Source organism: Arthrobacter sp. zg-Y20 (genome assembly GCF_030142075.1).
Lineage (GTDB): Bacteria > Actinomycetota > Actinomycetes > Actinomycetales > Micrococcaceae > Arthrobacter_B.
The window spans coordinates 2,785,322-2,810,300 of record NZ_CP126241.1 but is presented as its reverse complement, the minus strand read 5'-3'; the positions used below and the strand labels follow the sequence as shown (position 1 = coordinate 2,810,300).

24 protein-coding genes and 1 tRNA gene are annotated in these 24,979 nt (G+C 65.6%); 16 read left to right on the top strand and 9 right to left on the bottom strand.

Annotated elements, in window-relative coordinates:
• Nucleotides 1-25: 25 nt before the first annotated feature.
• Nucleotides 26-997 carry a mycothiol synthase gene (mshD, locus tag QNO06_RS13425; RefSeq protein ID WP_227912764.1) on the bottom strand — a complete coding sequence of 324 codons (972 nt, stop codon included), beginning with the start codon at nt 995-997 and terminating at the stop codon, nt 26-28.
• A gap of 58 nt (nt 998-1,055) precedes the next feature.
• Nucleotides 1,056-1,760 (bottom strand): winged helix-turn-helix transcriptional regulator, encoded by a 705-nt coding sequence (locus QNO06_RS13420; protein ID WP_227912765.1) that lies wholly within the window; start codon nt 1,758-1,760, stop codon nt 1,056-1,058.
• A 144-nt stretch (nt 1,761-1,904) separates the two neighbouring features.
• On the opposite strand from QNO06_RS13420, the gene QNO06_RS13415 reads away from it, so the two are divergent.
• The 4 genes from QNO06_RS13415 to QNO06_RS13400 all read left to right on the top strand — a co-directional run bounded on the left by QNO06_RS13415 (nt 1,905) and on the right by QNO06_RS13400 (nt 5,132).
• Nucleotides 1,905-2,648 carry a hypothetical protein gene (locus QNO06_RS13415; RefSeq protein WP_227912766.1) on the top strand — a complete coding sequence of 248 codons (744 nt, stop codon included), beginning with the start codon at nt 1,905-1,907 and terminating at the stop codon, nt 2,646-2,648.
• A 303-nt stretch (nt 2,649-2,951) separates the two neighbouring features.
• Nucleotides 2,952-3,551, top strand: a complete 600-nt coding sequence (locus QNO06_RS13410) for a nitrobindin family protein (protein ID WP_227912767.1) — start codon at nt 2,952-2,954, stop codon at nt 3,549-3,551.
• Between the two features lie 41 nt (nt 3,552-3,592).
• The gene (ygfZ, locus tag QNO06_RS13405) at nt 3,593-4,684 is read left to right on the top strand and encodes a CAF17-like 4Fe-4S cluster assembly/insertion protein YgfZ (protein ID WP_227912768.1); all 1,092 of its coding nucleotides are present in this window, start codon (nt 3,593-3,595) and stop codon (nt 4,682-4,684) included.
• A gap of 46 nt (nt 4,685-4,730) precedes the next feature.
• A complete protein-coding gene (locus tag QNO06_RS13400) occupies nt 4,731-5,132 on the top strand; it encodes an ankyrin repeat domain-containing protein (RefSeq protein ID WP_227912769.1) in 402 nt (133 codons plus the stop codon).
• A gap of 25 nt (nt 5,133-5,157) precedes the next feature.
• On the opposite strand, the gene QNO06_RS13395 is transcribed toward QNO06_RS13400, so the two are convergent.
• The 5 genes from QNO06_RS13395 to QNO06_RS13375 all read right to left on the bottom strand — a co-directional run bounded on the left by QNO06_RS13395 (nt 5,158) and on the right by QNO06_RS13375 (nt 9,203).
• A complete protein-coding gene (locus QNO06_RS13395; protein ID WP_227912770.1) occupies nt 5,158-5,874 on the bottom strand; it encodes a GNAT family N-acetyltransferase in 717 nt (238 codons plus the stop codon).
• Between the two features lie 120 nt (nt 5,875-5,994).
• Entirely contained in the window at nt 5,995-7,026 is a 1,032-nt protein-coding gene (locus QNO06_RS13390) for a 6-phosphofructokinase (RefSeq protein WP_227912771.1), read from the bottom strand.
• 76 nt (nt 7,027-7,102) lie between these two features.
• Nucleotides 7,103-7,339: a PspC domain-containing protein gene (locus QNO06_RS13385; RefSeq protein ID WP_227912772.1), complete on the bottom strand. Its 237-nt coding sequence runs from the start codon at nt 7,337-7,339 to the stop codon at nt 7,103-7,105.
• Between the two features lie 74 nt (nt 7,340-7,413).
• Nucleotides 7,414-7,821, bottom strand: a complete 408-nt coding sequence (locus QNO06_RS13380; protein WP_227912773.1) for a hypothetical protein — start codon at nt 7,819-7,821, stop codon at nt 7,414-7,416.
• Nucleotides 7,822-7,823: 2 nt separating this feature from the next.
• The gene (locus QNO06_RS13375) at nt 7,824-9,203 is read right to left on the bottom strand and encodes a PspC domain-containing protein (RefSeq protein ID WP_269437384.1); all 1,380 of its coding nucleotides are present in this window, start codon (nt 9,201-9,203) and stop codon (nt 7,824-7,826) included.
• Between the two features lie 135 nt (nt 9,204-9,338).
• On the opposite strand from QNO06_RS13375, the gene QNO06_RS13370 reads away from it, so the two are divergent.
• Nucleotides 9,339-10,817: an ATP-binding protein gene (locus QNO06_RS13370; protein WP_227912774.1), complete on the top strand. Its 1,479-nt coding sequence runs from the start codon at nt 9,339-9,341 to the stop codon at nt 10,815-10,817.
• Complete coding sequence (locus QNO06_RS13365; RefSeq protein WP_227912775.1) at nt 10,814-11,476, top strand: LuxR C-terminal-related transcriptional regulator; 663 nt, start codon at nt 10,814-10,816, stop codon at nt 11,474-11,476. The genes QNO06_RS13370 and QNO06_RS13365 overlap by 4 nt, the downstream gene beginning before the upstream one ends.
• A 9-nt stretch (nt 11,477-11,485) precedes the next feature.
• Here QNO06_RS13365 and QNO06_RS13360 read toward each other — a convergent pair whose 3' ends face one another.
• On the bottom strand, nt 11,486-12,709 hold the full coding sequence (locus QNO06_RS13360) for a pyridoxal phosphate-dependent aminotransferase (RefSeq protein ID WP_227912776.1): 1,224 nt from the start codon (nt 12,707-12,709) through the stop codon (nt 11,486-11,488).
• Nucleotides 12,710-13,016: 307 nt separating this feature from the next.
• On the opposite strand from QNO06_RS13360, the gene QNO06_RS13355 reads away from it, so the two are divergent.
• From QNO06_RS13355 to QNO06_RS13315, 9 genes are all read left to right on the top strand, one after another.
• Nucleotides 13,017-13,089: transfer RNA gene (locus QNO06_RS13355), tRNA-Trp, on the top strand.
• 83 nt (nt 13,090-13,172) lie between these two features.
• Complete coding sequence (gene secE / locus QNO06_RS13350; protein WP_227912777.1) at nt 13,173-13,454, top strand: preprotein translocase subunit SecE; 282 nt, start codon at nt 13,173-13,175, stop codon at nt 13,452-13,454.
• Nucleotides 13,455-13,547: 93 nt separating this feature from the next.
• Nucleotides 13,548-14,339, top strand: coding sequence for a transcription termination/antitermination protein NusG (gene nusG / locus QNO06_RS13345; protein ID WP_227912778.1), 792 nt, complete (start codon nt 13,548-13,550; stop codon nt 14,337-14,339).
• A gap of 129 nt (nt 14,340-14,468) precedes the next feature.
• Entirely contained in the window at nt 14,469-14,900 is a 432-nt protein-coding gene (gene rplK, locus QNO06_RS13340; RefSeq protein ID WP_146361026.1) for a 50S ribosomal protein L11, read from the top strand.
• A gap of 110 nt (nt 14,901-15,010) precedes the next feature.
• The gene (gene rplA / locus QNO06_RS13335) at nt 15,011-15,718 is read left to right on the top strand and encodes a 50S ribosomal protein L1 (RefSeq protein WP_227912779.1); all 708 of its coding nucleotides are present in this window, start codon (nt 15,011-15,013) and stop codon (nt 15,716-15,718) included.
• 130 nt (nt 15,719-15,848) lie between these two features.
• Complete coding sequence (locus QNO06_RS13330; protein WP_227912780.1) at nt 15,849-16,955, top strand: GNAT family N-acetyltransferase; 1,107 nt, start codon at nt 15,849-15,851, stop codon at nt 16,953-16,955.
• Between the two features lie 283 nt (nt 16,956-17,238).
• On the top strand, nt 17,239-17,808 hold the full coding sequence (gene rplJ, locus QNO06_RS13325; protein WP_227912781.1) for a 50S ribosomal protein L10: 570 nt from the start codon (nt 17,239-17,241) through the stop codon (nt 17,806-17,808).
• A 61-nt stretch (nt 17,809-17,869) separates the two neighbouring features.
• Nucleotides 17,870-18,244, top strand: a complete 375-nt coding sequence (gene rplL, locus QNO06_RS13320; RefSeq protein ID WP_227912782.1) for a 50S ribosomal protein L7/L12 — start codon at nt 17,870-17,872, stop codon at nt 18,242-18,244.
• Nucleotides 18,245-18,404: 160 nt separating this feature from the next.
• Complete coding sequence (locus QNO06_RS13315) at nt 18,405-19,559, top strand: SLC13 family permease (protein ID WP_227912783.1); 1,155 nt, start codon at nt 18,405-18,407, stop codon at nt 19,557-19,559.
• On the opposite strand, the gene QNO06_RS13310 is transcribed toward QNO06_RS13315, so the two are convergent.
• On the bottom strand, nt 19,556-20,776 hold the full coding sequence (locus QNO06_RS13310) for an acetyl-CoA C-acetyltransferase (protein WP_227912784.1): 1,221 nt from the start codon (nt 20,774-20,776) through the stop codon (nt 19,556-19,558). The two genes, QNO06_RS13315 and QNO06_RS13310, sit on opposite strands and share 4 nt — an antisense overlap.
• Before the next feature lie 625 nt (nt 20,777-21,401).
• Here QNO06_RS13310 and rpoB point away from each other — a divergent pair.
• Nucleotides 21,402-24,902 (top strand): DNA-directed RNA polymerase subunit beta, encoded by a 3,501-nt coding sequence (gene rpoB, locus QNO06_RS13305; RefSeq protein WP_227912785.1) that lies wholly within the window; start codon nt 21,402-21,404, stop codon nt 24,900-24,902.
• Nucleotides 24,903-24,979: the final 77 nt, after the last annotated feature.

Sequence of the window (24,979 nt, the reverse complement as noted above, 5' to 3'; positions counted from 1 at the left end):
CAAATAACATTACAAGCTGTGGAATCTATGCGGGGGCGTACATGACGTCCTGGTCCCAGCGGACAAAGCCCAGCCGTTGATACAGCGCGACGGCGGCGGTATTGTCCGCGTCCACGTACAGCATCACCGCGTCCAGTCCGGCGGCATGCAGGTGCCGGATCCCGGCAATCGTGAGGGCCTTGCCCAGCCCCTTGCCCTGCGCGTCGGGGCTGACGCCCACCACGTACACCTCGCCGATGGGCGGATGGCCGCCGGCACCCGGATGCACCTTGGTCCAGTGGAAGCCCAGGATTTTTCCGTCCTGGTCCACGGCCAGGAGGAACCCGGACGGGTCGAACCAGTCCTCGGCCATCCGGGCCTGCAGATCGGCCAGGCTCATCGAACCCTGTTCAGGGTGGTGCGAGAACGCTGCGGCGTTGGCTTCAAGCCAGGGAAGTTCATCGCGGCCGGGTTCGAAGGAACGCAGTGTCACGCCCTCCGGGAACGGTGCCTCCGGCAGTGCGTCGGCCAGGGCGGAACGGCTCAGCCGCATCTTCCACAGGTCGCGGACCGGCCGGTAGCCAAACCGTGAAGCAAGCTCAACGGCGGCTTCATGGTTTCCGTGCGACCAGGCAGCGGGCCGGTTCGTGCCGGCACGCTCGGCAACCGCCCGGGCCAGCGCAGTGCCCACACCCTGGTTGCGGTAGTTCGGGTGCACCACCAGTTCCAGGACCCCGGGGGCGCCGGGGGCTTCGGCCACCAGCACGGCAACGCCGGCCAGCCAGCGGCCGCCGCCGGTAGCTGCACCCGCGTCGTCGGCGTAGGTCGTAAAGACGGCCAGCGTGTCCGGGTCCGCGTCCGCCGAGCGCAGGTCAACGAGCGTCTGCTCGGACAGGGGAGGGTTGCCGTCGGAATCCCGGGCGGCCGCTGCCAGTTCCAGGATGTCTGCCAAGGCAGCGGGTTCCGGGGTTCCGCGTGTCTCGACGACGGGCCATGCTGTCTGCGGTTCTTCACTCATGCCGAAAGCCTAGCGCGGCCGGGGCTGTGAGCGGGCCGCGCGGCGCGGGTTCGGGTGCTCAGGCATCCTGGCTGGCGGGTGCGGCGGTTTCCGTACGGGAGCGGGTGAACCGGTAGCCGACGTTGCGGACCGTGCCGATCAGCGTTTCGTGGTCCGGCCCGAGCTTGGCGCGCAGCCGGCGTACATGCACGTCCACGGTGCGGGTGCCGCCGTAGTAGTCGTAGCCCCACACCTCGTGCAGCAGCTGGTCGCGGGTGAAGACCCGCCCGGGGTGCTGTGCCAGGTACTTAAGCAGCTCGAATTCCTTGTAGGTCAGGTTCAGTGCCGTGCCGTTGACACGTGCGGTGTAGCTTGCCTCGTCAATCACGACGCCGGAGGCGGAGATCTCCGTGACGGTTTCCTCCGCGCCGCTGCCGCCCCGGGCCGACGCCAGCCGCAGCCGGGCTTCCAGCTCGGCAGGTCCTGCGGTATCCAGGATGACGTCGTCGGACAGCCAGTTGGGGGCGACGGCGGCCATGCCGCCCTCGGTCAGGATCAGGATCAGCGGGGTGCCAAGCCCCGTGGCCTTGAGCAGCTGGGTCAGGGAACGGGCTCCCACCAGGTCCTTGCGGGCATCAATGAGGATGACGTCGCTGGGCTCGGTGTCCAGGAGGGCAGTGGGCTCCGCCGGAACAATATGGACCTTGTGATTGAGCAGCTCCAGGGCAGGCAGGACATTCACCGAGGCACCTGAACTGTTGGTCAGGAGCAGAATGTGCGACATAGGTCCTCCGAATGTTGGGCGCACACCGTTGGGCACAGATTCTTCGCCGATCCGCTTGGCTGGAAGTGATCGAAAGTATACCCATCGGCCTTTGCGGGCCTGTCGCTTTTCATCTGGACGCCGTAATAAGGCAGGATAACTAGGGTGAAACTATGGAGCTTAGCGGTGCCGGCGGCGCTTGCCATTATCGGTATCGTAAGTGCCTCCTACCTCTCGGTGCCCGCCGTGGCGCTGGTGTCCGGTGCAGCCGCCGTGCTGACCGGCCTGTGCTGGCCGCACCTGATCGGGGTGCCGGCGCGTAAGACGCAGGGCGCCGTGCTGGCCCTGGTTGGAGCCGGCGCAACCGCTGCGGCCTGCTACGCGCCCCCCGCGGCCATGCTGACCTGGCTGCCCGCCGCCGTCGCCGTCGGAGTGGGGGCAGTGTTCCTGATCCAGCTGCTGCGCGGCACCGGCCAGGCCCACCGCCTGGAATCCATTGTCGGCATCATCTCCGGTGTCCTGGTAACGGCCATGGCTTCAGGCTGGGTGGCGGCCGACAGGCTCGCCGACGCCGGCGAGGACCCGGCACTGCTGGCCGTGGCCGGCGCCGCGGCCCTGGCCGCCGTAGCGGTGTCCCTGATCCCGCTGCCGGACCGGATGGCGGCACCCCTTGGACTGGTTGCCGGCGGGCTGTGCGGCGCACTTGCCGTCCTGCTGGCATCGGGAGTGTCCTGGCAGTGGGCTGCGTTCTCCGGCGTGGTGGTTGCCGCCGTCGTGATGGCCTTCCGCCGCCTGGTGTTATCCCGTGCGGACAAATCCAACACCGCCGGACAGCTGGCACTCGCATTGGCGCCGGTCCTGGTGCTGGGACCGGTGGTCTATTTCCTCGGACGCCTCATCGGTCTATGACCCGCAGGCCGGTGTGCACTCCCCGGGCGCAGTGCGGTTTTGTCCGGCCTGTCCCGCATGATCGAATGGCTGTACCGTCACTTCCCCGCGTTAGGATGTACCCATGACTGCACTCGAAATCTTCTTCATCGCACTGCTGGGTCTCACCGGCCTGGGTATGGCCGGATTCGCCGGCCTGGTGGTTTCCCGCCTGTACAAGGGCCAGAAGTAGCACCGAACCGGTAATCCCGGGCCTGTAACTCCGGACCCGTTGCCTGCCGGCGTTTGCGCCGGCCCGTTAGATATCGAAGGACAGGTTCCACCATGCCAATGGAGATCCCCACCGACCTGACGCCGGAACTGGTTCCCCTCTCCTGGCTGATCGGCACCTGGGAAGGGTCCGGGAGGCTTGGCGAAGGCGAAGCCGATTCGGAGCACTTCGCCCAAAAGGTAACGTTCACCCAGAACGGCCTGCCCTACCTGCAGTACACGGCGGAAAGCTGGCTCACCGACGAGCAGGGCACCCGGCTGCGTCCGCTGGCGGTGGAGACCGGCTTCTGGTCCCTTGACCGTCCGCTGAACGACGCCGACGGCGGCCCCGGGCTGGTGCCCGCAGACATTGTTCCGGCCCTGCGCAGCGCCGACGAGGTCGAAGAGCTGCGCAACGAAAACGGCGGCTTCGACATCACCGCCACCATTGTGCATCCCGGCGGCATTGCCGAGCTGTACTACGGGCAGATCAAGGGGCCGCAGATCCAGCTGGCCACCGACCTGGTCATGCGTGGCGTGAATTCCAAGGAATACACGGCCGCCACCCGCATCTTCGGCCTGGTCAATGGAGACCTGTACTGGCGCTGGGATGTCGCCTCGGAGGGTGAAAACCTCAAAGCCCATGCCTCCGCCATCCTCAACAAGAGCTCCTGAGCCGGGGAATAGCCCCGCAAGGCAAGGACGTTGCACTTCCCATGACGTATTCCAGCCCCCTGCTTTCCCGCCACGGTGCCGTAGCGGCCGGCGGCCTCGATGCCGGCACCGCCTCCCACTACGGTGATCCGCTGCGCGAACAGCGCGCCCTGGCACGCGGCACCGCCGTCGTCGACCTCTCCTACCGCGGCGTGGTCACCGTCAGCGGGCCGGACCGGCTGAGCTGGCTGAATACCCTGTCCTCCCAGCAGGTGGGCACCCTGCAGCCCGGCGTGAGCTCGGAACTGCTGCTGCTCAGCGTCCAGGGCCGGATCGACTACGACGCCCGGATCATCGACGACGGTGAAACCGCGTGGCTGCTCGTGGAAGCAGCCGAAGCGGCCGGGCTGACCGAATGGCTGGAGCGGATGAAGTTCATGCTCCGGGTAGAGGTCACCAACGCCACGGACCAGTGGGCGGTTGCCGGCACCACGGCCGAGGTTCCGGAATGGGAGCAGTACCTGCGCTGGAGCGATCCGTGGCCGCACATCGGCAGCGGCGGCTTCGCGTACACCGCCGTCCCGGAGGATGCCCACCCGGGGCTGGAACGGCCCTGGCATGAGTACCTGATTCCGAGGGACTCCTTCGCGGAGGCCATTGACGCCTCGGGCCGCACCCTGGCCGGTTCCATGGCGTCCGAAGCCCTGCGCATTGCCGCCTGGCGTCCCCGTTTGGGCGCAGAAACCGACGATAAAACCCTCCCGCACGAGCTGGACCTGATCCGCACTGCCGTGCACCTGGCCAAGGGCTGTTACAAGGGCCAGGAAACCGTCGCCCGGGTGCACAACCTGGGCCACCCGCCGCGGCGCCTGGTGTTCCTGCAGCTGGACGGCTCGCAGCACACCATGCCGGCAGCCGGCAGTCCGGTGATGCTCGGCGAGCGGAAAGTCGGAACACTGACCTCCGTGGGCGCCCACTATGAAATGGGCCCCGTCGCCCTGGCAGTGGTGAAGCGGTCGGTCGATCCCGCCGCCCAGCTGGTGGTGGACGACGACGGCGAACTTTACGCCGCCGCGCAGGAACCCATCGTGGCCCCCGACGCCGGAGCGGTTGTCGGACGCGCCACGGGCTTCCTGAAAGCACCGCGGGTCTAGCCCGGCGCGAGCCGGCGGACAACCAAACCATCACAAGAGGAGATCCATGACTACCCCGGAACCCCGCCCGGAAATTGACGACGACATCATTGAGCTGGCCGGTATGGTCTTTGATGCTGCCCGGGCCGGTGACGCCGAAGGGATCCGCCGTTACCTCGATGCCGGGGTGCCGGTGAACCTCACGAACAGTGCCGGTGACAACCTGGTCATGCTGGCCTCCTACCACGGCCACGCTGCAGTAACAGCGCTGCTGGTGGAACGCGGAGCAGACGTAAACGCCCGCAATGACCGGGGCCAGACCCCGCTCGCCGGGGCCGCGTTCAAGGGCTACGCAGAGGTATTCCGCCTCCTGCTGGACGCCGGAGCAGATCCCGACGGCGGTTCACCCACCGCCCGTGACACGGCGGCGTTCTTTAAGCGCCAGGAGATGCTGGAACTGCTGGGCTGAGCGTCGGGACCGGTGCGGCCGCAGCCTAGGCCGAGAGGGCTACGGATGTCTTGACGCCGGCCGGGATAAAGCCGGAGCCCACCGCTGTCCGCGCGGCACCCACGTTGTCCAGCGGTGCCCGCCACTGCGGGATCAGGCCGCCGGCCATGGCATCCTCCAGGGCAACCGAGCTGATGTAGCTGCCCAGCCCCTGCAGCCGGTACGGCGGCGCCGTCAGGACACTCATGTCCGCCAGGATTCCATCGGTAATGCTGTAGCCGGCGCCAGCCACCGGGCGCGGTTCGTCAAGGGAGTCGTCCACGAGGATAAAGAGGTCCTCTTTGCCCGCCAATCCTGCTTCGGCGACGTCGTCCGGCGGGCACAGGCGTTCCAGTGCCAGCGCGAGGTCGGGGTCATTGGCAACGGCCAGTTCCTCCAGCGGAGCCACGGTGGGGAAGGAATCGGCAAAAAAGAGCTGTTCGGCGCCCAGGGTCCGCCCGCCGTGCTCCATGGACATCTGCACCAGGCCCGAATTGCGGGTGAGTTCAAGGGCGCTCTTGCTGCGCGCACGATCAGCGGCCCACTCCGGTCCGCTGAAGACTTCGGTGCCGAACAGACGAAGGAAACACAGGGTTTGGGCGCGTTCGCTGACGCTGTAGATGCGTTCACCGCTGTCCGTCTCAGCCAGCGCGTTGTCCTCCAGCCCCAGGTGCCGGGACCAGGCAAGCTGGATAATCGCTATGGTTCCTGAATCCAGGTTCATGGGTTTCAACCTACACCGCTGCCCGGGCACCCCGGCCGGCGCCTTGCCGACCCACAGCAAATCCTCATGGAATACACAGGAACAGCTGCGGGCCGTCGAGGGTGGCGGTGCCGGTGTTTCCTAGCCGAAAAGGATGGCCGCTTCGTCGTAACGGTGCTCCGGGACGGTCTTGAGGTTCCCGAGGGCCTTCTCGAAACCGACGTGGACAATGTCCGTGCCGTGCAGCGACACCATGGTGCCCCACAGGCCCTGCACCACCGAGTCCACTGCAGCCATGCCCAGACGCGTGGCGAGGACCCTGTCGTACGCCGTCGGCACGCCGCCGCGCTGGATATGGCCCAGCACCGTCGCCCGGGTTTCGATCCCGGTCCGTGCCTCGATCTCCGGGGCGAGCAGTTCACCGATGCCGCCCAGCCGCGGCCGGCCAAAGCTGTCCAGCCCGCGTTCGGAGTGCGGGGACTCCATGTCCGTGGTGACGAAGCCTTCGGCAACTACCACCAGCGGGGCCCGGCCGCGCTCGTGGGCCTCGTTGACCCACTGGGAGATCTGGTCCAGGCTCACCGGGTGCTCAGGGATCAGGATGGCGTGGGCACCGGCGGCCATGCCGGAGTGCAGCGCAATCCAGCCGACGTGCCGGCCCATTACCTCGGCCACCATGCAGCGGTGGTGGGACTCGCCGGTGGTGCGCAGCCGGTCGCAGGCTTCCGTGGCGATCTGGACCGCGGTGTCGAAACCGAACGTGTAATCCGTGGCGTCGAGGTCGTTGTCCACGGTCTTCGGCACGCCCACAATCTGCAGCCCGGCGTCGGTCAGGCGCTGCGCGGCGGCGAGGGTTCCCTCGCCGCCGATCGCGATGATGGCGTCAATCCCCAGCCGGTCCATCGTGGCCTTGATCTTCACCGGGCCGCCGTTGGGTCCTTCGAAGGGGTTGGTGCGGGAAGTGCCGAGGATGGTTCCGCCCTGCTTGGAAATGCCGCGGACGCTGGCGCGCGGCAGATCCATGATGTCGCCGTCCACCACGCCGCGCCAGCCGTCACGGAATCCGACAAACTCGATGCCATCGTATTCCTTGATGCCCTTCAGCACGGCGCCGCGGATCACCGCGTTCAGCCCGGGGCAGTCGCCGCCGCTGGTGAGAATACCGATCTTCATGTTTTTTACCCCTGGTCTGATGGCGCCGGTGTGATGCTGCTCTAGATTCTAGCCAGCCTTCCGGCAGCATCTAAGCCTAGGCGCTCACCATGCGCTGCAGGAGGATGGTTCCGTCAGCCTTCGGCAGCAGCAGCCAGGCCACCAGATATGTGCCCAGGCCGATGAACGGGAGCAGGAAACTGAGGAGCACGCCGATCCGGACCAGGGATACATCCCAGCCGAAGGTTGCGGCGATTCCGGCGCAGACGCCGCCGGCCCATCCCTTGCGGCGTTTGATGGGGGAGGAGCGGAGGAGCTGAAAGAACTTATCCATGGATCAAGCCTGTCTGACGATGGGGAAAATGGGAAACTTTGGTGCTGGTGATGCAGACGGTGTTGCCTGTGCGGCTAGCGGGAATGGCTGCGCTGGAAGGCTGCCAGGAAGCCGCCTGCCAGCAGGGCCAGCCCCGCTCCGAGGGTAAGGCACAGCAGGAGCAGTACCGGGTCCACCCTGAGGTTCACGGTGTCCACCAGCAGCAGGAGCACAGCCAGGACGGTGAGGACCAGGCCCCACACCACCGTGCCCACCCGCATTCCCCGGCCCGGTGCCGAGCCGGATGCGGCGTCCGTTCCGCTGCCGTCGCCGTCGTTCTCCGCGTCCGTGGGGGCCGGGCCTGCGGGGGACGGTGAGCCGGGAAGCGCGCCCCCGGATTCAGGCATCTGCGGGGTCGGCCCGTACTGCCCGGGAGGCTCCGTTTCGTAGCTGCCGGCGGTGTAGGGCCGGCCGAGGTAGTCCCGCTCGTTATCCTGCTCCATGGCTAAAGATCGCTTTCTTCAGTTGTCACAAGTACATTGCCTGCCAGGCCCCGGACATCAATGGTGATGGGGTCCCCGCCGGCGTCTTGGTTGAACGTGCGTTCGGTGGTGGACTGCCACAAGCCGCTGTATTCGTGGTGGTCACCGCCGTCATTGACTTCGATGTTGCCCGCCGCCATGCCAAACCGGACGGTCACCGGCGAATCAATGGGAACCAGGAAGTTCAGGTTTCCGGCAGCCACGCTGACCGGAATATCGGTGTCCCCGGAAAGGTCGGTACCGCGCAGGTCCACAGTCCCGTTGGCGGCGACGGAGGTGTAGCCGCCGACGGCCTGGGCCGAGTCCTGCGGTGTCCAGTCGGCATTGCTGGCGACGACGAGGTTGGCGTTGGCCAGGTTTCCCTGGGCCAGCAGGGCCGCCGCAAGGGCCACCACCGCCGCCGTGCCGGCGCCGCCGGACTGCCGGCCCAACAATCCCAGCAGGACCACACCGAGTCCAAAAACCCCCGCCGCCGCAGCCAGGGCCACGGAAACCGGGGAGCCAAGGGGAAGGATGCCGGCATAGTCCAAGCCGAGGACTGCGCCGCCGGCAAGCAGCGCTGCCCCGAAGAGGGCCGCCAGGAAGGGTCCGCCGGCGCCGGGAACCTTGGCGGCCTTGGCGGTGCAGCCGGCAGGAGCGCCGTGGCTGTCTCCGAAGCCCGCCGTGCCTGCGGGGGCCGGGGTTTCGGGGCTGCCGGTTTTGGCCAGCGACACCGGGGCGGTACCGGAAGTGCCGGCGGCGGTAGTGCCGGCATCCGCCGCTTCCGGGCCGCCGGCAGGGGCGGATGTGCCGTGCGGCATATGGCCCTGGAAATATGCGCGGCCCTTGGGCCCGGAGAACCAGTAGATTGCTGCAATGCCGGAGCCGATCCAGAACAGCGTCCACACAACGGCACCGAACCACGAGTCGCCGCCGAGGACCGAAGCACCGGGGCCGCCCATCCCCACGATGGTAAACACGAGCGCGCCGGTCATTCCGGAGGTCCAGCTGCCGCGGAGGGCTTCTTCCACGTGGATCCTGCCGTCCGGTTCCGGAAGCAGCGCCCAGGCCAGGCCATAGGCCAGGAACCCGATCCCGAAGACACCCAGGACCACAAACAATCCGCGTATCAGCACCGGATCCAGTCCGGTCTTCGCCGCGAGGCCGGAAGCTACGCCGCCGAACCAGCGGTCCGGACCGCGCTGCACGCCAAGGGACCGGAGCCACTGAAAGAAGCCGCTGTGTATGCCGTCCGGCCGGTGGCCTGCAGCGGAGGTTCCAGCGGAGGCGGAACCGGCCCCGGAGGGCTGCTGTTCCGAAGCGGAGGCCGGCTCATCGGCGGCAGAGGATGGGAAAGGGTTCATGACCCCAGTCTTCCCGCCGGGGGCGTTGGGAAGCATCAGGGACTACCCTGAGCGGCCCCTGAACCGCCCCTGAAGAACTTCGGAACTTGGCTCCGGGCACGGTTCCCGGGGTCCGCGCCGTGCTTTGATAGGGCCATGAGAGAACCTCTGGTGCGACCCCGCGACCGGATGATTGCCGGCGTCTGCGCCGGACTGGCAGCACACCTGGGCTGGCCGGTGAAGCTGACCCGTGCCCTCATGGCGGTGTTCTGCCTGGCCGGCGGCGGCTTCCTCTTGTACGGCTGGCTGTGGATCATGGTTCCCACCCGGGAAGAACTGGACAAGAAGGAACAGGTCCAGGCCAACCCGCGCAGTATTGCGGACAACTATGCCCGGCTCCTGCGCGACGGCGGCGGCTGGGCGGGGCCGACTGGAACCCTGGGCAAAGCCGGGCAGCGCGAAGTTGCTGCCGGGCTTGCCCTGCTGCTCGTCGCCGCTGCCTTCATCGCCCAGCGGTTGGGCGCCGACCTCAACTGGGGACTGTTCGTGCCGCTCGGCGCCATTGCAGGCGGTGCGGTGCTGGCCTGGAGCCAGCTGGATGAAAGGCGCCGCGCCGGGCTCGTGAACAGTGCCGGCGCAGACCGGACTTCCGGGCTGATCCGGTTGGCCGCAGGGCTGCTGCTGGTGGTGGCGGGAGTGCTGGTGATGGTTTCCGGAGCGGTGAGCTGGGACGTGCTGGTTGCCGGACTGCTCGCTTCCGCAGCGGTCCTGGCAGGTGTGGCACTGGTATTCACCCCGTGGGCCGTCAAGCACTGGCGGGACCTGGAAGCCGAACGTGCGGGCCGGATCCGGCAGACGGAACGCGCCGAAATTGCCGCCCATCTGCATGACTCGGTCCTGCAGACCCTGGCCCTGATCCAGAAGCGTGCCGGCTCCGAGCAGGACGTGGTCCGGCTTGCCCGCGCCCAGGAGCGGGAACTGAGGCAATGGCTCTACACCGACCGGGCCCGTGCCGAGGACCATCTGGTCCAGAGCCTGCGCCGCATTGCCGCTGAAATCGAGGATGCCTACGGCCACCCCATAGAGTTGGTGGCCGTCTCCGATGCCCGGTTGGACGAGCGCACCGAAGCGCTGGCGCAGGCCGCCCGCGCGGCGCTGCTTAACGCGGCGCAGCATGCAGGCGGCACCGTTTCCGTCTACGTCGAATGCCGGCCGGAGCAGCTTGAAGTCTTTGTCCGGGACCGCGGTCCCGGGTTTGATCCGGCAGCGGTTCCACCGGACCGGATTGGCGTGCGCGGTTCCATCATCGGCAGGATGGAGCGGGCCGGCGGCAGCGCGGGGATCCGCAGCAGCGCCGGCGGGACCGAAGTCCGGCTGGTACTTCCGCTGGACGGGAACCCGGAGCACGGTTCGGCTCCTGCCGGCAGCACTCCGGTCGACGGGGTCGCGGCGGCGGCCGCCACGAACGCTCCCGCTGCCGGTCACAAACCCGCTCCCGCTGCCGGTCACAAACCCGCTCCCGCTGCTCACGGTGCCTCGGCCGCACCCGCTCGGCCGGTGAGCCGGTTCAGCCCGGCCAGCCCGCTCGATTCCTTCCCCAACCAACCGTCCCGCCAGGAAGCACAACGTAAATGACGCTCCAACCGCACCTGCCGATCGACGTCGTCGTTGTTGACGACCACGCCATTTTCCGTTCCGGCCTCCGGGCCGACCTCGATGCACGGATCAACGTGGTGGCCGAAGCCGACAGCGTGGAATCGGCCATCGAGGTGATCACTGCACGGCGGCCGGCGGTTGTCCTGCTGGATGTCCACCTGCCCGGCGGCAGCGGGGGAGGCGGAGCCGAGGTCCTGGCCGGTTGTGCCGGGCTGTTGGGGGCCACCCGGTTCCTGGCGCTGAGCGTGTCCGACGCCGCGGAGGACGTGGTCACGGTGATCAGGGCCGGTGCACGCGGATACGTCACCAAGACCATTTCCGGTCCGGAGATTTCCGACGCCGTCCTGCGGGTTGCCGGCGGCGACGCCGTGTTCTCGCCCCGCCTGGCCGGGTTTGTACTGGATGCCTTCGGCACCGCGAGCGTGGCCTCGGTGGACGACGAACTGGACCGCCTCTCGGCGCGGGAGCTGGAAGTCATGCGCCTGATCGCCCGCGGCTACAGCTACAAGGAGGTAGCCCGCGAACTGTTCATTTCCGTGAAGACCGTGGAAACCCATGTCTCCTCCGTGCTGCGCAAGCTCCAGCTGTCCTCCCGGCATGAACTCACCCGCTGGGCGGCGGACCGCCGGCTGCTCTAGGCTCCCGCGCTAGCCGGCTGCCCGGCCCAGGAACTCCTGCAGCCGTGCCATGCCGGTGGCCAGGTCCTCGTCGCCCAGGGCATAAGAGAGCCGCAGGTAGCCGGAAGGACCAAAGGCCTCGCCGGGAACTACGGCCACCTCCACGGTGTCCAGGATGAGGGCGGCCAGCTCGGCCGAGGTCTGGGGGCGCACGGCGCCGTCCTTGCCCGGGAATTCACGGCCCAGCAGTCCGCGGACGTCCGCGTAGGCGTAGAAGGCGCCTTCCGGCATGGGGCATTCCACCCCGTCGATCGAGTTCAGCGCGGAAACCATGGCGCGGCGGCGCCGGTCGAAGGCCTGCTTCATCTCATCCACCGCAGCCAGCGGGCCGGAAACGGCGGCCAGGGCGGCCATCTGCGACACGTTGGAGACGTTGGAGGACAGATGGGACTGCAAATTGGTCGCAGCCTTGATGACGTCCGGCGCGGCGATCATCCAGCCCACGCGCCAGCCCGTCATGGCGTAGGTCTTGGCCACGCCGTTGAGCACAACCACCTTGTCGCCCAGTTCCGGGGCGGCAGTGGCGATGGAGGTGAAGGGAACGCCGTCGTACGTCAGGTGTTCGTAGATTTCATCCGTGATGACCCACAGGCCGTTCGCAGCTGCCCAGCGGCCAATGGCGGCAACCTCCTCCGGCGGGTAGACCGCACCGGTGGGGTTGGACGGGGAAACGAACAGCAGCACCTTCGTGGCGTCGGTGCGGGCTGCTTCGAGCTGGTCGACGGTGACCAGGTAGCCCTGCTCAGGACCTGCGAAAACCTCTACCGGGATGCCGCCGGCCAGCCGGATGGCTTCGGGATAGGTGGTCCAGTAGGGCGTGGGCACCAGCACTTCGTCACCGGGGTTCAGCAGCGTGGCGAAGGACTCGTAAACGGCCTGCTTGCCGCCGTTGGTCACCAGGACCTGGGCCGGATCCACGGCATAGCCGGAGTCACGCAGGGTTTTCTCGGCAATGGCCTTCTTCAGCTCGGGGAGGCCGCCGGCGGGGGAGTAGCGGTGGAACCGGGGCTGGCGGGCTGCTTCCACGGCGGCGTCGACAATGTAGTCCGGGGTGGGGAAGTCCGGTTCGCCGGCACCGAAACCGATAACCGGGCGGCCGGCGGCCGCCAGTGCCTTGGCCTTGGCGTCCACTGCGAGTGTTGCGGACTCGGCAATGGAGGCGATGCGCTCTGAAATACGGCCGGTGGAAGACATGGGATTCCCGTCTGATGTGTGGCGGCAGCTTACGTTCGCGCCGCGTCCGGTGGTCCCGGGCGACGGCGGCGTTCCCCAGTTTATGCGGTCCGCCCGCCCGCTGCGGTGTGTGTCGCCGGCCTCCGGCGGGCGCCGGTTCGACGTGGGCGCAAACTTTGCGTAGACTGGTTCCTCGGTGGTTCTCCTCACCACGCTGTTTCGTGCCCAACGATCGGGATGCCGGTCGGGATTCCGATCAGGGATTATCCTGGAATAATCCGGTCGCCGGGTGCGGCTACAATAGTGGCGGTGGGGATATTTCCTCCATAGGGTAGTGGCGCAATTGGTAGCGCAGCGGTCTCCAAAACCGCAGGTTGCAGGTTCGAGTCCTGTCTGCCCTGCGCAGAACTGTCATCCGGCAGCTCAGCAGTCCTTCATGGAAGCGCACAGTCCAGGTTTGTGCGCCAGCCGTGTACCTACACAGATGAGTGAGGCGAAGGTGACCGAGACAGCTGCCAGCAGCTCCAAGGGACACCCCTCCAGCGGGCCCAAGAAGCGCGGCTTCTTCGCGGCGATCGCGCTCTTCCTGCGTCAGGTCATTGCGGAGCTGAAGAAGGTGGTCACCCCCACCCGCAAGGAACTGCTGAGGTACACCCTCGTGGTCCTGGCCTTCGTGGTCGTGATGATGGTTATTGTGACGGTTCTCGACTTTGTCTTTGGTGCCGGCGCACTGTGGATCTTCGGTGAGGGCGGCGGCGAAAGCTAGTCCCAGACCCTGCGTTCCACCTGCGGGATACGGAACCGGAGACCATGAGCTAGTGCCAAAACCGATAATGCTCTGAAGAAAGCAGGAATCCACGTGTCCGAGCAAGAACTCGAATCACAGGTCAATGACAATGCCGCTGATCTGGATACCGAGGATGAAATGACCGCAGCCGACGTCGACGAGGCGCCTGCTGCTGTTGATGCATCGGCAGACGAAGCAGACGTTACCGAAGAGGCAGCCGACGCTGAGGTTTCCGCCCCCGAGGCCGAAGAAGAGCCCGAGGAAGATCCGGTCGACGCCTTCAAGGCAAAGCTGCGCCGCCAGGAGGGTGACTGGTACGTCATCCACTCCTACGCCGGCTACGAAAACCGCGTGAAGTCCAACCTCGAGACCCGCATCCAGACCTTGGACATGGAAGAGGACATCTTCGAAATCCAGGTCCCGATGGAAGAAGTTGTCGAGATCAAGAACACCACCCGGAAGATCGTGAACCGGGTCCGCATTCCCGGCTACGTCCTGGTCCGGATGAACCTGACCGACGAATCGTGGGGCGTTGTGCGCCACACCCCCGGCGTCACCGGCTTCGTGGGCAACGCCCACAACCCGACGCCGCTGAGCCTGAACGAAGTGTTCTCGATGCTCGAGCACACCGTGGTTTCGCCCAAGACCGAAGCCGGCAAGCCCGCTGCCCAGCAGTCGGCTAACATTGCCGTGGACTTCGAGGTCGGCGAGCCGGTCACGGTCAACGAGGGCCCGTTCGAAACCCTCCAGGCCACGATCTCCGAGATCAAGCCCGAGTCCCAGCAGCTGGTGGTCCTCGTGACCATCTTCGAGCGCGAGACTCCTGTGACCCTTGGCTTCGGCCAGGTCACCAAGCTCCAGTAGCTTTCAGACTTCGCTGCCAGCAGGTCCGCTTTAACCTGCAGGCAGCGTCCGGCCACCAAGCCATGGCGGCCACCAACCCGGATGGACGCTCCTGTCCTTCGGGAACATAATTTAGAGAAGGACCCTTTCATGGCCCCCAAGAAAAAGGTCACCGGCCTCATCAAGCTGCAGATCAACGCAGGTGCCGCCAACCCGGCTCCTCCGATCGGTCCGGCACTTGGCCAGCACGGTGTCAACATCATGGAATTCTGCAAGGCGTACAACGCTGCAACGGAATCCCAGCGCGGCAACGTTATCCCGGTTGAAATCACCGTTTACGAAGACCGTTCCTTCACCTTCATCACGAAGACTCCTCCGGCTGCACAGCTGATCAAGAAGGCTGCCGGTGTGGCCAAGGGTTCCGCAACCCCGCACACCGCCAAGGTTGCCAACCTGACCCAGGCCCAGGTCGAAGAGATCGCCACCATGAAGATGGAAGACCTCAACGCCAACGATGTCCAGGCAGCAGCCAAGATCATCGCCGGCACCGCCCGTTCGATGGGCATCACCGTAGAGGGCTAAAGCCCCCTGCGTTTCAATTTCACATAAATGCCGGTGCCCCCAACGGGACCGGCGCGTGGCAGGGCCGGGCGCGGTCCGACAGACCACAACTGCACAAGGAGAAAAAGCAGATGGCAAAGCGCAGCAAAGCATATGAAGCAGCTGCAGCCAAGATCGATGCGGACAAGCTGTACGCACCGGTCGAGGCTGTAGAGCTGGCCAAGGACACCAACCCGTCCAAGTTCGACGCAACCGTTGAGGTGGCTTTCCGCCTGGGCGTTGACCCCCGCAAGGCTGACCAGATGGTCCGCGGCACGGTCAACCTGCCCAACGGCACCGGCAAGACGGCCCGCGTCCTCGTTTTCGCAACCGGCGAGAAGGCTGAAGCAGCAATCGCTGCCGGCGCCGACTTCGTTGGTTCCGACGACATGATCGAAAAGGTCGCCGCAGGTTGGACCGACTTCGACGCAGCAGTGGCTACCCCGGACATGATGGGCAAGGTCGGCCGCCTGGGCCGCGTGCTCGGCCCGCGTAACCTCATGCCGAACCCGAAGACCGGTACGGTAACCCCGAACGTCGCCAAGGCCGTTTCGGACATCAAGGGTGGCAAGATCGACTTCCGCGTCGACAAGCACTCCAACCTGCACTTCATCATCGGCAAGGTGTCCTTCGATTCCCAGAAGCTGGCTGAGAACTACGCAGCCGCCCTGGAAGAAGTCCTGCGCCTGAAGCCGTCGGCTGCCAAGGGCCGCTACATCCAGAAGGCCACCGTGTCCACCACGTTCGGCCCGAGCATTGCCGTTGACCCCAACGTCACCAAGGTTCTCGCAGACGCATAGTCTTCGAGCATCTTCGGAAGGGTTTCCTTCTGCTTGAGGCGGCCGCAGCTTTTCGCTGCGGCCGCCTTTTTGCTGTCCGGCAGGGGCCGCGTTTTTGGCACCGGCGCCGTTCTCCGGCAGGATGTGGGCCATGACACAGATTTCCATCGAGCATGTTGCGGTCCCGGCAAGCCTGGACGGGCCGGGCGGCGCGGACTTCCTGGCCATCGCAGACCTGATGAATACCCAGCAGCGCGAGATCTGGGGCAATGATGATTTCTACGGAACGCCGCAGTCCCAGCTGGCAGGCCGGAGCGGCACTCCTACCCGGCGGCGCTTGATCCTGGCCGCACGGGCCGTGGAATCGCGAGAAATTCTGGGTGTGGTCCAGCTGAACCTTCCGCTCACCGACAACCTGCACACCGGAAACGTCAATGTTGTGGTCGCCCCGGATGCCCGGCGGCAGGGGGTGGGCACGCAGTTGTATTTCGCCGCCGAGCAGCTGGCCGCCGCCAACGGCCGCCGCATGCTGATGACGGAGACCGAGCACCTCGTGGGGGTCGGCAAAGCCGATGTTGACCCGGACCGTGAAGACTTGGCGGGCACCGATACGGCACGGTTCATTCCGAACGACGCCGCGGCCTCCTTCGCCGCCAAGCTCGGCTTCCGGCTGGAACTGGTGGACCGTGTCAGCCGCCTGGACCTCTCGGATTACGACGGCGGAAACGCGTTGCAGGAGCAGGCCGCCGCGGCAGCGCGCGCCGGCTATGAACTGGTGTTCTGGCGCGGCGCCTGCCCGCAGGACCTCGTCGGGGCGTATGCGCAGCTGCGGCAGAAGATGAGCACAGATGCACCCCAGGGCGGCCTGGATCTGGCCGAAGAGGCCTGGGACGAGGCGCGGGTGCGGGAGGCCGAGGCCCGGGAAGTAGAGATGGATTACGAGTCGCTGGTCTGCGCCGCCCGGCACGCCGGTTCCGGGGAGCTGGCCGGGCATACCGTCCTGGAGGTCTTCCGGAACAACCTTTCCGTGGCCTACCAGGACGACACCTTGGTGCTGGGAGGCCACCGGGGCCACCGGCTGGGGATGCTGATGAAGGCCGCGAATCTGGCGCGCCTGCGGGAAGCCGTTCCCGGGGCCGAGCGCGTGTACACCTGGAATGCCGAGGAAAACCGGTACATGCTCTCCATTAACGAGCAGCTGGGATTCCGTGCCGTCGGATACGCGGGGGAGTGGCAGAAACAGCTGGCCTCCGCCTGATCCGCCGGGATTTGTCCCCTGCCCGAATGTCCCGTACTCTTGAACTACCAAAGACCGTCGGTCGATGTGCATTCAATCCCACCGTGAGGCTGAACCTTCAGTTCTCTGCGTGTGGACTACGGTTGGAAATACATCCGAAAGTCCCTTGCCTAAAGGGCGGCCTGCGCAGGTGAACGAACTGCACTCCGGATTAGTCCGTAGAGTGAAGCCCCGTGCATCTGCCCGGGGCGTTTTTTATGTTCGGGACCCGATCCACCGGCACTATTTCCCCGGAAGGAGGGTTATGGCAACGCCAACAAAGGTGTCAGCAGTCGAGGAGATCACCACTGATTTCAAGGAATCGACCGCTGCTGTCCTAACCGAATACCGCGGGCTCACCGTTGCACAGCTCAAGGAGCTGCGTCGTTCGCTCGGCCAGGACACCAAGTACTCGGTCGTTAAGAACACCCTGACTGGCATTGCAGCCAAGGAAGCCGGCATCGACGCGTTCGAAGGCCAGCTTGCCGGACCTACTGCAATCGCCTTCATCAAGGGAGACGCAGTTGCAGCTGCTAAGAGCCTGACGGATTTTGCCAAGTCCAACCCGCAGCTCATCATCAAGACCGGTATCTTCGAGGGCAATGCCCTGGATGCCTCCGGTGTAGCCGCACTGGCTGCTCTTGAGTCCCGTGAGTTCCAGCTTGCACGCGTCGCCGGTGTCCTCAAGGCACCGATGTCCATGCTGGCACGCACGGCTGATGCACTGCGCCTGAAGCTCGAAGAGGAGAGCGGCACTCCCGCTGCTCCCGCTGCAGAAGAGGCTCCGGCCGCTGCAGAAGAAGCTCCGGCCGCAGAAGCAGCCACCGAAGAGTAAAACCTCTTCTCATCCAATCTCCGGTGCCTGCGCGCACCAACTATAGGAAGGACGCCACACCATGGCGAAGCTGACCAACGAAGAGCTCATTGAAGCCTTCAAGGAACTGTCCATCATCGAGCTCTCCGACTTCGTGAAGCTCTTCGAAGAGACCTTCGACGTTACCGCTGCTGCCGTTGCCGTTGCCGGTCCCGCCGCCGGTGCCGCTGAGGCCGCTGAAGAGAAGACTGAATTCGACGTCATCCTCGAAGCTGCCGGCGACAAGAAGATCGCAGTGATCAAGGAAGTCCGTGCCCTGACTTCCCTGGGTCTGAAGGAAGCCAAGGACCTGGTTGACAGCGCTCCGAAGGCCATCCTCGAAGGTGCCAACAAGGAAGCCGCTGACAAGGCCAAGGAAGCTCTCGAAGCTGCCGGCGCCACCGTCACCGTCAAGTAGTTTTCCTTTTCGCAGCCTCGGCTGTGAAACACAGAAAGACCCCGTCCTCCGGACGGGGTCTTTCTGCATCCCCAGTGTCCATATCCCCAGTGTCCATATGCCCGGTGTCCACCTACCAGCAGCCGCGGGAAGCGGCACGAAGCAAGGGAACCACTTACCAATGCGGCAGCTACTGATCCTGGGACCGCTGGCAGCGGCCGCGGCGGCGTGTGTGCTCAGCGGAGCGTTGCCGCCTGCCGAGTTCAGCGCGCTGATGGGCCGTATCGGTCCCATCATGGTGTTCGTGACGGCGGCGACCGTCGTGAGCTACCTTGCTGACGCCGCAGGACTCTTCCGGGTGCTGACCCGGTTCACTGCCCGGCTGGGGCGCGGCCGGACCTTTGCCCTGTGGGTGCTGGTCCTGGGCCTGACCTCGGCCTCCAGCATCTTCCTCTCATTGGACACAGCCGTTGTGCTGATCACTCCGCTGGTCGTGGCGCTGGCTGTGGAGGCCAGGCTCCCTCCCATTGTTTTCGCGCTCAGCACGGTCTGGCTGGCCAACACCGCGTCCATGCTGCTGCCCGTTTCGAACCTCACCAACCTGCTGGCCCAGGAAAAGGCCGATCTGCACCCCCTCGAATACGCGGCGACCGTCTGGGCTCCGGCGGCCGCCGGCATCCTGGTGCCCGCGGCGCTCCTGTGGCTTGCCTTCCGGCGCTTCCTGCGCGGCAGGTACACGGGCCCGTCCGAGCCGGTTACGGTGCCGGACCGCGGGCTTCTCGTGCTGAGCGGGGCAGTAGTGGCCCTGCTGCTGCCGGCTCTCGTCAGCGGCATCCACGTAGCCATTCCTGCCTCCGCCGCGGCCATCATCCTGGCCGCGGGATTCCTGGTCCGGCAGCGGAGCGCGTTTGCCTGGGACATGGTTCCGGTGATGCCGGTGGTCCTGGCCGTGAGCCTGTTCGTCCTGGTCCAGACGGCCCACAGCCACGGGCTGGCCACCCTGCTGGCGCAGGCCGCGGGCTCGGGGGAAGGCTTTGGCGATCTGCTGCAGCTGGCCGGTGCGGGTGCCGTTGCGTCCAACGCGGTGAACAACCTCCCGGCCTACCTTGCGCTGGAACCGGCGGCGGACACTCCCGTCCGCCTCGCCGCGCTGCTGGTGGGGGTCAATATGGGGGCGATCGTGACGCCCTGGGGTTCCCTCGCGACCCTGCTCTGGTATGACCGGATGCGCTCCATGGGGGTGGCCGTACGCTGGGGCCGTTTTATTGCAGCGAGCTCAGTTGCCGCCGTCGTCACCGTGACGGCGGCGACGGCGGCCCTGTCGCTGGCGGCCTAGGATTCTTCGCGGAACAGCAGGAGGGCTTCACCCTGCCCGCCGCCGCCGCACAGTGCGACGCCGGCCCGGCCGGAACCGCGCCGGAACAGCTCGTGTGCGGCGGTCAGGGCCAGCCGGGCACCGGACGCCCCGATCGGGTGGCCCAGGGCAATTGCCCCGCCGTGCAGATTGCACTGTTCCAGGTCCATGCCCAGTTCATTCAGGGACTGAACGGCCACAGCGCCGAAGGCTTCGTTGATCTCGATGAAGTCCAGGTCCGAGACGCTCCATCCGGCCCGTTCGAGCGCGGCGGAAAGTGCATTGGACGGCTGTGAATGCAGGGTGTTGTCCGGACCGGCGACCTGGCCGGGCAGTCCAACGGAGGCGAGGATTTCCAAACCGTTCGCCTCGGCGTAGCCGCGGGTGGCTAGGACCAGGGCCGCTGCGCCGTCGGAAAGCGGTGAGGAGTTGCCGGCCGTAATGGTTCCCTCCGGGTCGAAGGCCGGGCGCAGGTTCGCGAGGGTGTCCACGGTGGTGGCGGGGCGTACGCCTTCATCGAGTGTCAGCACCAGCGGCTCGCCCTTGCGCTGCGGAACGGTGACGGGGACGATCTCGGCGTCGAAGATCCCCGCTTCCATGGCCGCCGCCGCCCGTTGGTGCGAGGCCGCGGCCACTTCGTCCTGTTCCAGCCGCTTAATCGCCAGTTTGGTGTTGCCCCGCTCCGTGGAGATTCCCATGGAGTCGTTGTCGAAGGCATCGGTCAGGCCGTCGTGGGCCACGGAGTCAAGCGCGGAAATGTTCCCGTAATTCCAGCCCTGCCGGGCACCGGGCAGCAGGTGCGGGCCGCGGGACATGGATTCCTGGCCGCCGGCCACCACAACGGTGGCCTCCCCGCCGCGGATCAGGCGTGCGGCATCGATGACGGCGGCCAGGCCGGAGAGGCAGACCTTGTTCACGGTAACGGCGGGAACGTCCCAGCTGATGCCCGCCTTGATCGAGGACTGGCGGGCAGGGTTCTGCCCGCAGCCGGCCTGGACCACGTGGCCCATGATGACGCTGTCTACATCCGCAGCAGGGACGCCGGACTTCTCCAGCGCGCCGGCGATGGCGAAGGCGCCCAGTTCAACGGCGGTAAAGGGGGCAAGCTGGCCGTTGAGCCGGCCCTGCGGGGTGCGCGCTCCACCAACGATTACCACTTCGGTCACGGCTGCTGCCCCGGGGGCTGCGGAGTTGCTCATGGCTGGTTCAGTCCTTTGTGTTGTATTCGTCATCGAATGCTGGATCAAGGGTACGCCAACCGCCGGGCCGGGGAGAGGGATCTCACACGGTTAGGCGCCCGCCTGGGCCGGCGGGCGCCCCGGTGCGCCGGGAGGCACCCCCGGCCACCACATTCGGGGAATCTTGCGGTAAGGTATCTGTATCCGATGCGTGAACGGTGCGCCGGTGTCTTGTCTGTTACCGATTGTCTGTTACCGATTGTCGGTTACCGACTGTTGTTGGATTGCTATTGGTCTGTTCCGGACGGTTATTGCCTGTTACTCCCCGAATACACGGGATCCTAAGCGGGGTCCTACGCGAGGTTGCAGCCGGGATTGCGCTCCCGGTGCCATCCGACGCGGGTTGAGTGCAGCAGGCTTGACGAAACCGGGTAGACTTGTATGCCCATAATGCCCTATAGTGGATATTTGCTTCCTCCTGTTAACCTTCAGCCTTCATATAGCGGTGGGCTATGTTCCGTGCCGGGCAGTATCCGTAACCCTCGGATGTGCCCTTTGCCGGACACCGGGACGCACACGGACTCGGTCCGTGCAGTGCAGGGGAGGAAGCGCGAAACACGCCTGAAGGTCTGTGGAAGGATCCCTCTTGGTCGCCTCGAGCACCTCTAATAACGAAACCGCTACTAATCCGGAGAACGCAGCTTCCCGGATTTCATTCGCAAAGATTCACGAACCGCTTGACGTTCCCAATCTTCTTGCCCTGCAGACAGACAGCTTTGACTGGCTCGTCGGCAACGAGCGCTGGAAGGCGCGCGTGGAAAAGGCACGGGAGACCGGCGAACAGGGTATTGCCACCACCTCCGGTCTGGCTGACATCTTCGAGGAAATCTCCCCGATCGAAGACTTCCAGGGCACCATGTCCCTGAGCTTCTCGGAGCCGGAGTTCGCCGACCCGAAGTACACCATGGCCGAGTGCAAGGACCGGGACGCTACGTACTCGGCTCCGCTGTACGTGAAGGCCGAGTTCATGAACAACAACACGGGCGAAATCAAGCAGCAGACCGTGTTCATGGGCGACTTCCCCCTCATGACTGACAAGGGAACGTTCGTCATCAACGGCACCGAGCGTGTTGTTGTTTCCCAGCTGGTCCGTTCCCCGGGTGCCTACTTCGAGCGCACCGCGGACAAGACCAGTGACAAGGACATCTACACCGCGAAGATCATTCCTTCCCGCGGTGCATGGTTCGAACTGGAAATCGACAAGCGCGACCAGGTGGGTGTCCGCCTGGACCGCAAGCGCAAGCAGTCCGTCACCGTGCTGCTCAAGGCGCTGGGCTGGACCGAAGGACAGATCCTCGAGACCTTCGGCGAGTACGACTCCATCCGTGCCACCCTGGAAAAGGACCCCACGGAAACCCAGGAAGATGCCCTGCTGGACATCTACCGCAAGCTGCGTCCGGGCGAGCCGCCCACGGTCGAGGCTGCAAAGACGCTGCTGGAAAACCTGTACTTCAACCCGAAGCGCTATGACCTGGCCAAGGTTGGCCGTTACAAGATCAACCGCAAGCTGGGCATCGACAAGCCCCTGACGGACTCCGACGCATCGGTCCTGAACAATGACGACATTGTCGCCATGATCAAGTTCCTGGTGGCACTGCACGCCGGTGAGAAGACCGTTCCGGGCAAGCGCGACGGCAGCGACGTCGACATCCGCGTGGAGGTCGACGACATCGACCACTTCGGCAACCGCCGCATCCGCGCCGTCGGCGAACTGATCGAGAACCAGATCCGTACGGGCCTGTCCCGCATGGAGCGTGTGGTCCGCGAACGGATGACCACCCAGGACGTCGAGGCCATCACGCCGCAGACCCTGATCAACATCCGTCCCGTTGTGGCTGCCATCAAGGAGTTCTTCGGAACGTCCCAGCTCTCGCAGTTCATGGACCAGAACAACCCGCTTGCCGGACTGACGCACAAGCGCCGCCTGTCCGCGCTGGGCCCGGGTGGTCTGTCCCGTGACCGTGCAGGCATGGAAGTCCGAGACGTCCACCCGTCCCACTACGGCCGCATGTGCCCCATCGAAACCCCTGAAGGCCCGAACATCGGCCTGATCGGTTCGCTGGCTTCCTACGGCCGCATCAACGCCTTCGGCTTCATCGAGACTCCGTACCGCAAGGTGGAGAACGGCGTCGTCACCGACAAGGTCGACTACCTGACCGCCGATGACGAAGTTGAGCGCACCATTGCCCAGGCAAACGCTCCGCTGCGCGCCGATCAGCACTTCGAAGAGGACCTGGTCCTCGTCCGTGCCCGCGGCGGTTCCGGCGAGCCCGTCCTGGTCGAGCCCGACGAGGTCGAGTACATGGACGTCTCCCCGCGCCAGATGGTGTCGGTGGCCACGGCCCTGATTCCGTTCCTGGAGCACGACGACGCCAACCGCGCCCTCATGGGTGCGAACATGCAGCGCCAGGCTGTGCCGCTGCTCCGTTCCGAGCGCCCCGTTGTGGGCACCGGCATGGAGAAGTACACCGCAGTTGACGCCGGCGACTCCGTGACCGCCAAGAAACCCGGTGTTGTCACCGAGGTTTCCGCTGACCTCGTTACCGTCATGAACGACGACGGCACCGAGACCAGCTACCCGATCATGAAGTTCGAGCGCTCCAACCAGGGCAACGCCTACAACCAGCGCGTGCTGGTCTCCGAAGGCGCCCGGGTTGAGGTCAACAGCATCATCGCCGACGGTCCCGCAACGGACCAGGGTGAACTGGCCCTTGGTAAGAACCTGCTCGTGGCATTCATGTCATGGGAAGGCCACAACTACGAAGATGCCATCATCCTGTCCCAGCGCATGGTCTCCGACGATGTCCTGACCTCCATCCACATTGAGGAGCACGAGGTTGACGCCCGCGACACCAAGCTTGGTGCCGAGGAAATCACCCGCGACATCCCCAACGTCTCCGAAGAGGTGCTGTCCCAGCTCGACGAGCGCGGCATCATCCACATCGGTGCAGAGGTTGAAGCCGGCGACATCCTGGTTGGCCGCGTCACGCCGAAGGGCGAAACGGAACTGACCCCCGAAGAGCGCCTGCTGCGCGCCATCTTCGGCGAGAAGAGCCGCGAAGTACGCGACACCTCCCTGAAGGTTCCCCACGGCGAGTCCGGAACCGTCATCGGCGTGCGTATCTTCGACCGCGACAACGACGACGAGCTGCCCCCGGGCGTGAACCAGCTGGTCCGCGTCTACGTGGCGCACAAGCGCAAGATCACGGACGGCGACAAGCTGGCCGGCCGCCACGGCAACAAGGGCGTCATCTCCAAGATCCTCCCGATCGAAGACATGCCGTTCATGGAAGACGGAACCCCGGTCGACATCATCCTGAACCCGCTTGGTGTTCCGGGTCGAATGAACGTTGGCCAGGTCCTGGAAATCCACCTGGGCTGGGCTGCCAAGCAGGGCTGGAAGATCGAGGGCGAGCCGGACTGGGTCAAGGACCTGCCGAACCTGCCCCGCGAGACCGGCCCCACCACGGTTGCCACTCCGGTGTTCGACGGCGCGAGCGAGGATGAGATCGTCAACCTGCTCGACTCCACCAACGTGACCCGTGACGGCAACCGCCTGATCGGCGCCTCGGGCAAGGCCCGGATGTACGACGGCCGCTCCGGCCAGCCGTTCCCGGACCCGATCTCGGTTGGCTACATGTACATCCTGAAGCTGCACCACCTGGTGGACGACAAGATCCACGCACGTTCCACCGGGCCGTACTCCATGATCACGCAGCAGCCGCTGGGTGGTAAGGCACAGTTCGGCGGCCAGCGCTTCGGTGAAATGGAAGTCTGGGCCCTGGAGGCGTACGGCGCCGCCTACACGCTGCAGGAACTGCTCACGATCAAGTCCGATGACATCCATGGCCGCGTGAAGGTCTACGAAGCCATCGTCAAGGGCGAAAACATCCCGGAGCCCGGTGTTCCGGAATCGTTCAAGGTCCTGATCAAGGAAATGCAGTCGCTCTGCTTGAACGTGGAAGTCCTCTCCACCGAAGGCAACACGATTGAAATGCGTGACTCGGATGAAGAAGTCTTCCGGGCCGCGGAGGAACTGGGTATCGATCTGTCCCGCGCAGAGCCCAGCTCCGTCGAAGAGGTTTAGCTGGTAGATCCGCCCGGGAGTCCGTCGGGCGGTTCGGAACGGCGGCAACGAAATTCCTTGCTCGCAGAGCTTGCAGG